Origin of the sequence: Fibrobacter sp., assembly GCF_045601785.1 — a bacterium.
GTDB lineage: Bacteria > Fibrobacterota > Fibrobacteria > Fibrobacterales > Fibrobacteraceae > Fibrobacter.
On the sequence record NZ_JAZSAF010000002.1, the window covers coordinates 1 to 9,553 of the forward strand.

Here is a 9,553-nt window from a genome sequence, read left to right on the forward strand (position 1 = left end):
TGCATTTACCTAAGTGGGGCTCTCGACTGCCTCTGAACGATAAACACAAACGACCCACGCCCCGAAAGGGCTGTTGCTCTTTGGCTATACGACCAAAGACCAGCTAAAAAGCTGGTACAGCAAACCGAAGCATACCGCAAACGGCATACTTGCGTGAGCGTTCGCCTTATTCTCGTTCAGGGAAACTGTCGAGATTTCACTTAGAGAACAAGAGCTAAACTCTCTAATATGTCCAATTTAAAAATAACTTAAATACAGCCCAGACACAACAAAAAATTACAAAGCAGCCTGTTTTTGTGCAAAAAACCGCCAAAAACGCCCCGTCTAGGCCCGCCAGACGATTATTCAAGGTAGGAAACACCAGCCATGTCGGCGTTTCTAATAAAAATTGGTATATTATAATTGGGCTGGTCGGAAGACCCAGGTCCATCTTTGGCGAGGATGTTCCTCGCTTTTTTTGTTCTAACTATATCTTGGCAACCGCTTTCTCCGCCCAATCTTCAGGGAACGAGATATGTTTCAACTGAATGGCCGACGAATACTTTTCAAACAAGGCCTTAATTGACGGGAGAAATTCTTCGTTCCATTTTTGGGGATTCGGATACAAAATTCTACAGCCACCCAAATAGGGAAGACTCCATTATAACAGTCTTGATGGTGCTTCACAAAAGGAATTTTTGAACTATGCTCAACTTCCCTATTGAACATGTCCAGGAATTTCTGATGCTTATGTGAGCGTGAATAAATCGACGCATCCAAATAGCCAACGGGGCTGTACTTATGCGCATGGAAATAAGCGGAGAGCCTGTAATAATTTATGGATTCAAGGCAGCGGATGGCTTCGTCAACATTTTCGATACAACAGCCGCGTTGTTCGTTCTTTTCTACTTGTTCCCTATAAGTTGTCGCCTTTTTTACTTCCATAAAAAAAATGTCCCCCCTGGGACACATCAATGAGAGGTGCGGGGGGTCCTGTTATCTACATATATACAATCTTTTTCAGAGAAAAGCAAATCGTTTTTTGAATTAAATAAAAAGCATCATACATTTAAGACCTAAAAAATGGTCGCCCCCAGGGGGACGACCAAATTAATTGTAGCTAGAGATCCTTCGACTTCGAGGCTTCGCCTCTCCGCTCAGGATGACACAACCTCTTAGTTTCCGCGTTCGAAGCGGATGAAGTTCACGACCTTCAAGCTAGAAAGACCGAGCTGCTTGGCAACGACTTCCTGGAGGTAGTCCTTGACGCTGAGCTTCTTCGGGTTCTTTTCGGACATGAAGAATTCCTGGTCTTCGAGAACGATTTCCTTGAGCACCTTGGCGACGCGGCCGTCGATCTGGCGCTGCAGGAATTCGGGCTTCGGAGCCTTGCCGGAAGCTTCGATCTGGGCCTTGGCGATTTCCTTTTCCTTTTCGATGGTTTCGGCCGGGACGGCAGCATCGTTCAAGGCGACCGGAGCAAATGCGGCGGCCTGCATAGCGATGTCCTTAGCAGCCTGCTTGAGAGCAGCCTCGTCAGAAGCGGTACCTTCGAAAGAAAGTTCGGTAATCACGCCGATCTTGCCCTTCATGTGGCTGTAAACGCCAAACACGGAGTTAGCGACCTTCTTGATTTCGGCGAACTTGCGGAAGTCGATGTTTTCCTGGATCTTGACGAGCACGTCCTGGAGCACATCGTTGATCTTCTTGCCATCGACCACGGCGTTCTTGAGGTCGTCGACAGAGGCGATAGCCTGAGTTTCGACAGCCTTCACAGCCATGTTAGCGAGAGCGACAAAGTCGTCGTTGTTGGAGACCGGTTCCGTTTCGCAAGAGAGTTCGAAAGCGGCAGCCTTGTCGGCGGTTTCGATGAGGTAGATGCGGCCTTCCTTGGCGGCCTTGTCGGCGCGCTTGGCGGCAACAGCAGCACCCTGCTTGCGGAGGAGTTCAACGGCCTTGTCCATGTCGCCGTCAGTTTCGGTGAGGGCCTTCTTGCACTGCATCATGCCCACGCCAGTCTTCTGGCGGAGTTCGTTAACGAGGGAAGCGGTAATCTGCATATTACTTTTCTTCCTCGCCGTTGTCGAACTTCTTAGCTTCTTCCTTGTCGGCCTTCTTGTCGGCGGAACGCTTTGCAACGTTGGCGGCAATGTAGTCGATGATGAGCGTGAGGGACTTCACGGCGTCATCGTTGGCCGGAATCGGATAGTCCACGAGAGTCGGGTCGACGTTCGTGTCGCAAATGCCGATGATAGGAATGTGGAGGCGGCGAGCTTCAGCCACGGCGATCTTTTCGTGAGCGAGGTCGGTCACGACGAGGAGGCCCGGGAGGTTCACCATTTCACGGATGCCACCGAACACGGAAAGGAGCTTTTCGCGTTCGCGGTTCTTGTCGAGGACTTCCTTCTTGGAGAGGGCCTGGAAAGTACCATCGGCTTCCATGGCGTCGATCTTGTCAATCTTCTTGATGGACTTACGGACGGTCTGGAAGTTCGTGAGCATACCACCGAGCCAGCGGTTGGTCACGGAGAACTGGTTGCAAGAAGCGGCAGCGTCGAGCACGCACTGACGGGCGGTCGGCTTGGTGCCAACGAAGAGCACGGTCTTGCCAGATTCAGAAATCTTGGCAGCGGCCTTGGCGGCTTCTTCAAGGAGTTCACGAGTCTTGGAGAGGTTGAGAACGTAGATGCCGTTCTTTTCAGCCAAGATGTAGGGTTTCATTTTCGGGTTCCAGCGCTGAGTCTGGTGACCAAAGTGGGAGCCTGCAGCAAGCAGATCTTCGACAGAAGGCAGATTTGCCATAATGATTTTCCTTTTCGGTTGTTACTACCCGGACTGCAATTAAGCCGCGAAGCACAGGGCGGACCCAGGGGTCAGGACTGTGCCACCGAAGCGACTCTCGCAAGCCGGTGATTGGTTTTACCTGGGCGAAATTGCCCAAGCGGCGCATAATATAGAAAAAAGAGGGAGCAGTGTCTAATGTATATTTGAACGAAAAAGCCGTATAAAGGACCCCCAAATGTCTACCATCCGCAAAAGAATTTCCGCCAATTCCAATTCCCGCTCCGAAAAAGCCCTTTTCGATACCGCCGCCTGCCTGAACGACGAATGGGACATCTGGATGAACCCGCGGCTAAAATTCGAGGACAGGAAGAATTCCCAAAGCATCGACCACGAGGTGGACTGCATTCTGTACCACAAGAAATACGGGATGCTCCTGATCGAATGCAAGGACGGGCAGATTTCCACCGAAGAAGCCCAGGGTACCGAAAACGGATTCATCTGGAAACAGGGGGGCCGCATCATGGACCGCTCCCCCATCCAACAAATCGAGCAGTCCATCCACCCGCTCCACGACCACTTCAGCGAGATGTTCCCCAAGGAAGGAGGACTCACCTACTACAAGGTGCGCGTGCAGTGGGCAGTCTGTTTTGCCGACATGGAAAACATGGGCAAAATCGGCAGCAACGCCATTCAGCCCAAGCGCATCATCCTGAAGCAAGACCTAAAAAGCTACAACACGCTCGAACGCAAGGTCAAGAAAATTCTCGAGACCAAGGAAGAATCGCACGGAGGAAAGCCCTTCCCGAACGAAGTTCTGAGCGACGAGGACTACAACCGCCTCACGAGTTTCTTGGGCTGCTTCGACGAGCCGACCTGGCCGGAACTCTGGGAAATGGAATCGAGTGCGCGCCTGCAGCCGACCGCTTTCCAGGAAATGCTCATGGAATCGATCACCAGGAATCCGCGCATACAGATCGAAGGGGTCGCCGGGTCCGGAAAATCGCTCTTGGTGCTGTGGGAGACCCGGCGCCTGATCGCCGAAGGCAAACGCGTCGCGGTACTCTGCTTTAACGACCTGCTGGCAGAACAGCTTCAGAAAAATTTCAAGAAAGAAGGCCTTGACGACAGCCAGGTGGTCGCGGCAAGTTTCCACAAGCTGGCCTGCAAGTACGTGCGCAATGCCAAGATAGAAGGAGTGCCCCGCCACGAACCAGAAGATCCCGCCGCAAAGACGGATTACTATAAGGCCGTCGTCGCAAGTTTCCCTGCCGCCATCAAGGCGCTCCGCGAGAAAAAGAAGAAACCGTTCTTCGACGCCATCGTCATCGACGAAGGGCAAGACTTCGAAAACGGCTGGCTGGATACAGCGCTGCAGCTATTGAAAGACCCCGAAAAAGGAATCGTCCGCTTTTTCTACGACCGCAACCAGACCATCTTCAAGAATCGCGACGTTCTCGGGAACAAGACAATAGGCGCCATGCCCGTCATGGTACTGAAACGCGGGTACCGCTGCACCAAGAAAATTCTGGACTGGGTCTACGACACGACAGACATACGAATCCCCTGCTACGACGATACCCCGACAGGCCGCCCCGTCGATGTCAGGATGTATGAAAATCCCGAAGACCAGGTCGAATTGCTGCGCAAAGAAATCAGGCGTCTACAGAAAAAAGGAGTCGGCTCCGAGAACATCCTTGTCGTCTCGCTGCGCAGCCGCGCAAATTCGGGGCTTGCCAACCTGGACGACGACGAATTCCACTGGAGCGACATCAGCGATTCCCTGAATGGGACCGCGATAAACATCGTGTCGGTGTACCGCTACAAGGGCCTGGACAAGCAAGTGGTGATTCTGACGGACCTGGAACCCTCCAAGAAGGGCCCGGGATTCCCGCACAGCAATGCCCACCTGATCATGGTCGGAGCGACGCGCGCCAAGGAACACCTCATCGTGTTCAAGCAACGGCATAAGATTTAAAAAAGTTTACAAAACTTTTTGACCCCAAATTTCAAGTGTCATCTTTTGACATCTGGGTGTTGCTATATTTGTAAGCATGAGAGTGATTGATAATTTCTCTGTTTGGTTTTCCGGCGCCCCAATGGGTGCTTCCTCCTACTATATCTATAAGGGTCTCGCCCTCGGCCTGACCAAATAACTTTCGTCTTTTCCCTTTATATAACCGTCTTTTGATAAAAATTTTATCAAGGGGCTTTTGTCGTCTACACCCAAAGGAGTACGCCCATGCGTCACAACAACACCCCGGCCACCGCCACCCCGATCAACAACCTCATCGCGCTCGTCCAGACCGCCCCGACCGAGGAAGCCCGCGCAAGCGCCATCGGGCAGATGTGGGAGCAGTTCGGCGACAATGTCGTAGGAATCGCCGCCAAGCAGTCCTACAACATGGACTCCGACTTCGGCTACCATGGCTACAGTGTCGCCGACCGCCGCGCAGCCGTCATGGGCGAGACCTTCGAAGTATTCCTGAAGACAGCCCAGGAATTCGACGCCACCCTCGGCGTGCCCTTCATGGCACACGCCGCCAACAAGGTCAAATGGCAGCTCCAGACCGACAAGCGAGAAAATTCCAAAAGAGACGACCGCGAAGTTTCCATTGACCGAGCCCGCGAATGCCGCTCCTACAAGAAGAAAACGAGCGAGAAGGGAGACCAGCATGCCGCGGACCCCGAAAATATCGCCTACATCGATCGCCACCACCCGATGGCGAGCAACCTGTTCGACGACATGGAAAACAACGTCTACCTCAAGGACGCCATTGACGTCATGAAGCGCAGTCTCGCAAAGAACCCGAAGCTCCTGCGTTACTTCAACACCCTCATGGAGATCTGCAACGAGGGTCTGAGCCCCACCGACGCCGAAGCCGCTAGCCGCCTGAATTGCACCCGCGCCACCACGAACAACTACCGCAAGCAGCTTCTCCAGCACCTGTGCGACAGCGGTCTTTACGAAGAATGCCACATGGCCCTGGCAGCGTAGCCGTGGCCGCACCTTTTGCGACCAAATTCTGCCGTGTTACGGTAGCACGGCAAAATTTTTTCACTTTTATTTGACAAATCACGGTTTCGATACGATATGTAAGTAGAAACTTGAACAAGGAGTGCGACATGCCGAAGAGAAAGCAGTACCAGATCGTTGACGCCCGCGTGGAGGTGTGCAGCGGCGGCCCGGACCCGTCCATTCTCGTTGCCGAGGTGGAACTCATGCCCCAGACCGCAAAGGGCAAGCCTGTCTTCTACACGCTTTCGGAGGCCGAGGGCATGCCCGCATTCTACAAGACGAAGGAATCCGTGTTCGACAAGCTCATGAACCCAGACGAAGACGTCATTTCTGACATTGTAAATAAGCACACCCTGTACGAAGGCGAGAGCTACGCCGATTTCTTCGAAAATCACAGGGATATTGAATGTTACGAGGGGCTGCGCTACCTGATTTACATCATGCGAGCCGACTGGGACACCACCAAGGCTTTCATCAAGAAGACCAAGGGCAAGCTCCTGAGCGAAATCGAAATCCCGAAATCCGACGCCGAAGAGGACTGGGAAAACGGAGAAGACGAGGACTAGCGTAACATTCCGTTTTGAGCTAAAAGCGTTAATAAGAAAACAAAAGTTTACAAAAAACCAAGTAAAAATAGGGACACAGTCAGCTTTGGGCATCGATTTTGAAGATTTATTGACAGAACGTGCACAAACTGTTGACTAGATACGTTTTTCCCTAAAAAGACCCCGAATCATTCAACTTAGGTTATCACCTGAGAAGAAAGTGGGAATGAGAGGGGGATACCCCCCTATATTAAGCGATGTCCAAGGCAGTGAAGCCCTGGACATATACTATTTGTAGTAAAGTAGATCTCTTGTAGATCGTTTGACATAGAAAGACTTTAAAAAGAGCCTTTTGATTTAAATGAATTTTAAATCAAGGGGCTCTTTTTTGTCGAAAAATCCCACCCCGCTCCGATAGGGGCGCACACCCAAGGAGTAACTTATGAAGCTCAACATCCAGGCAACCACCACCGAAATCAACAACCTCATCGCAATTGTCCAGACGGCACCGAGCGCGAAAGCCCACGAAAGGGCTATTCAGGCCCTTTGGGCCATTTTCGGGGACTTCTTTACCGCACTCGTGGCAAAGAAATCTTACCTGCTCAACTCCGACTTCAGCCTCTGGGGATGTAGCCCCGCAGAACGCCGGGAAAACCTGGCGGGCAACGCCTACATGTTTTTCTGCAAGGCCATCTCAGATTTCGAGCCGAGCCGAAAGGTCCCCTTTGCCGCCTACATCGCCAAAATCGGGGAATGGCGCATGCTCGACGAAAAGCGCAAAAACGCCAGGCGCAGCAAGTACGAGGAACTCGACCGCCGCGCAAGCAACAGCGATACCGACGAGGAACAATATTCCCGCATCGACAGTTGCGACGTAAACCCCTTTACCGGGGAGCGCAACGAACTGGACTGCGATTTTGATAAAAAGGATTTGGTCGCCCGATTCAAAAAACGCCTTGCCACAAGAGACCCCAAGGCACTCCACCGGCTCGACATCATACATGAACTCTGCAGCGAAGGCAACTACTCCGACGCCGAAGCCGCCAGACGCATCGGCTGCGAACGCGCCAACATGAAGAGCGTGAAAAAGAACCTCCGGCAAACCATGGTCGAATGCGGGCTCGAAGAGGAATTCCGCCAGCTGATGGCGGCGTAGGAGAGATTACTTATTAGAGTTCGCGGATTTCTTTTTCAGAAAGCTTCGTATTTCGGACAATTACATCGATAGGAACCCCGTCTTTCAGCAGGTTCTTCGCGATTTCGCAGACTACATTATATTTCAACCGCGCTTCGTCAAAATCTTTCATCATTTCGCAACGCATATATCTAGCACTAAAATTACACAATTTCACTTCGTTTTGCAAGACCTTGAATACGGGATCGGCAGCAAATTCGCTAAAATCAGCTTCACGATTGAGCGTATCAATGGCACGGAGCCACTGGGCGATGCGGCTATTGTCGCTCGCAAACACATCCTTCTGCCGAAGAAACTTGTTGACTTCGATGAGCGTGACAGTCTGACGTTCAAAGAATACCCGCTGTTCCTGATTGCGCAACTGCACCTTGTGACGATAATTCGGGGATTCCTTGAACGCATCAAAGAACTGGAAACTGACTACATGCAAATTTTCCAGGCGAGTAAACCTTCCAACCTTTTCCATGCCGCTTGTAAGGCGAGCTACATAAAGAACCAAACGGTCATTGAACAGGGAATCGTTATTTTCATGCTGGACATCAATGGATATGCGGTCACGCGGGATTCCTTCGCCACGGTCATTAATCAGTAACAAGTCCGGTTCAACACTACGGTAACCCAATTCGCCTGGAATATAAGGGTTTACAAGCTTCGGGTTCTCGATGCGATCAGAACCGACAAGGTTCAGCGCCGCATTCAGCAGATCCGTCGTAAGCATCAAATTTTTCTCGCTTGCAAGAATTTTCTTGATACATCCGTCGTTGTAGAAGTAAACATTCCGGTTCTCGTATTCCTTGACAATTGCATCAAGGTCGAGTCCGTTATTATCTGCGTTTTTCAGTTTTCGCTGAAAGGCGGCAAATTCTTCTCTAGTCATGTATAAGAGTCCTTTCCGCAGGCAACATGCCTGCAGACTTGATTGTTTTACGGGGACCTCCCGTAAGGCGCCAGGGAAAGAGTCCCTGCTTATTATCTAATACGCCGCATTCAAGGGAAATGTGAAATTTGGAACTATTTTTTGCACCAGCCTAAAGCAAAATTTGCCGAAAGCTCTTTACATTCGCAGGCTTCGTTACGATATATAAGAGTGAACACTTTTTGAAGGAGACCCTTATGGGATACGCTATTATCAAGAACAAGCAGACACCTACCCCCACACCGGAACTGCCCCAATACACCACGGTCGAGCGTTTTGTGGAATACGCCGAAGCAATGGTCGACGGTGATTACAAGAATCTCGAAGAACTTCTAGCCGATGCCAAGAAAAACTGGGCTGAATTTCTTGAATACGAAGAAGGCAAACTGACCGATGAAATCGTAGCGGCAGCAGCCCCTCAGTTGGAGCATTACTTCAAGAAAGAGAACGCTTAATCAATCTGTAAAGGAGGCCCTTATGGCACAACCCAAAATCTACACCGCCAAGAATGGCACGGTATTCATCCATTACATCGGCCAAAAGAAGGTTATTCAGGACAACAAGAACCGCACGTACGCAACGAAGGGGTGTAAGTAAGAAAGTTTCCGTTGTTGGTTGAAAAAAGCCCGGTGACCTTCGGGTCATCGGGCTTTTTCAGCACATCCTTACGGATTAGCGGAAGAATCTGGCTGTAAGGAACCACAATCAAGCTGCTTTTATAAAAAAAACAGAAAAACAAAAAAATTATGTATATTATGTAAGTCCCTTTTAAGTCCCCTATATAAATCGGAGTACTAAATGAAATTTGACAACAAGATGAACCGTTCTATTGACGATGGTGTAGAGCAATATTGCCAAAATGCCCTTGAAAAAGGGAAGAATGTATGGGGGCAGGAACTTCTCGATAAGGCCGAAAACATTCCGGTTTATTTTGTGCAAGGGTGTGACGCTCAATTGCAAAAAGACTATGAGGGGCTTGAGCGCTTGTTGGAAGATGTCTTGGATAATGGCCTGGAAACACCTCGCCCGTTACAAGAAGTGCTTAATAGCAAAATCGGTCCTTTCAAAAAAAACGGAAGCGATTTGCTAAACAAAATAAGACAGATGCAAGCTACGAG

Annotated in this window: 10 protein-coding genes; 6 read left to right on the top strand and 4 right to left on the bottom strand. The window is 50.5% G+C overall.

The features are described 5' to 3' along the window. Positions 1-519: 519 nt before the first annotated feature. From ACKI61_RS00380 to rpsB, 3 genes are all read right to left on the bottom strand, one after another. Entirely contained in the window at positions 520-924 is a 405-nt protein-coding gene (locus ACKI61_RS00380) for an Abi family protein (protein ID WP_407455848.1), read from the bottom strand. A 230-nt stretch (positions 925-1,154) separates the two neighbouring features. Next, positions 1,155-2,039: a translation elongation factor Ts gene (tsf, locus tag ACKI61_RS00385; protein WP_407450480.1), complete on the bottom strand. Its 885-nt coding sequence runs from the start codon at positions 2,037-2,039 to the stop codon at positions 1,155-1,157. Position 2,040: 1 nt separating this feature from the next. Next, on the bottom strand, positions 2,041-2,781 hold the full coding sequence (gene rpsB / locus ACKI61_RS00390) for a 30S ribosomal protein S2 (RefSeq protein WP_163415683.1): 741 nt from the start codon (positions 2,779-2,781) through the stop codon (positions 2,041-2,043). A gap of 217 nt (positions 2,782-2,998) precedes the next feature. Here rpsB and ACKI61_RS00395 point away from each other — a divergent pair, with 217 nt between their 5' ends. The 4 genes from ACKI61_RS00395 (at position 2,999) to ACKI61_RS00410 (ending at position 7,480) form a co-directional block, all read left to right on the top strand. Further along, positions 2,999-4,738, top strand: a complete 1,740-nt coding sequence (locus ACKI61_RS00395) for a DEAD/DEAH box helicase family protein (RefSeq protein ID WP_407455849.1) — start codon at positions 2,999-3,001, stop codon at positions 4,736-4,738. 264 nt (positions 4,739-5,002) lie between these two features. Further along, positions 5,003-5,758 carry a hypothetical protein gene (locus tag ACKI61_RS00400; protein ID WP_407455850.1) on the top strand — a complete coding sequence of 252 codons (756 nt, stop codon included), beginning with the start codon at positions 5,003-5,005 and terminating at the stop codon, positions 5,756-5,758. Between the two features lie 128 nt (positions 5,759-5,886). Continuing rightward, positions 5,887-6,345 carry a hypothetical protein gene (locus ACKI61_RS00405; protein ID WP_407455851.1) on the top strand — a complete coding sequence of 153 codons (459 nt, stop codon included), beginning with the start codon at positions 5,887-5,889 and terminating at the stop codon, positions 6,343-6,345. Positions 6,346-6,766: 421 nt separating this feature from the next. Further along, positions 6,767-7,480 (top strand): hypothetical protein, encoded by a 714-nt coding sequence (locus ACKI61_RS00410; RefSeq protein ID WP_407455852.1) that lies wholly within the window; start codon positions 6,767-6,769, stop codon positions 7,478-7,480. A gap of 13 nt (positions 7,481-7,493) precedes the next feature. Here the strand turns inward: ACKI61_RS00410 and ACKI61_RS00415 are convergent, their stop codons facing one another. Beyond that, positions 7,494-8,396, bottom strand: a complete 903-nt coding sequence (locus ACKI61_RS00415; RefSeq protein WP_407455853.1) for a PD-(D/E)XK nuclease family transposase — start codon at positions 8,394-8,396, stop codon at positions 7,494-7,496. 236 nt (positions 8,397-8,632) lie between these two features. On the opposite strand from ACKI61_RS00415, the gene ACKI61_RS00420 reads away from it, so the two are divergent. Then, positions 8,633-8,890 carry a hypothetical protein gene (locus ACKI61_RS00420; RefSeq protein WP_407455854.1) on the top strand — a complete coding sequence of 86 codons (258 nt, stop codon included), beginning with the start codon at positions 8,633-8,635 and terminating at the stop codon, positions 8,888-8,890. 343 nt (positions 8,891-9,233) lie between these two features. After that, a partial coding sequence (locus tag ACKI61_RS00425) for a hypothetical protein (RefSeq protein ID WP_407455855.1) occupies positions 9,234-9,553 on the top strand: 320 nt, incomplete at its 3' end.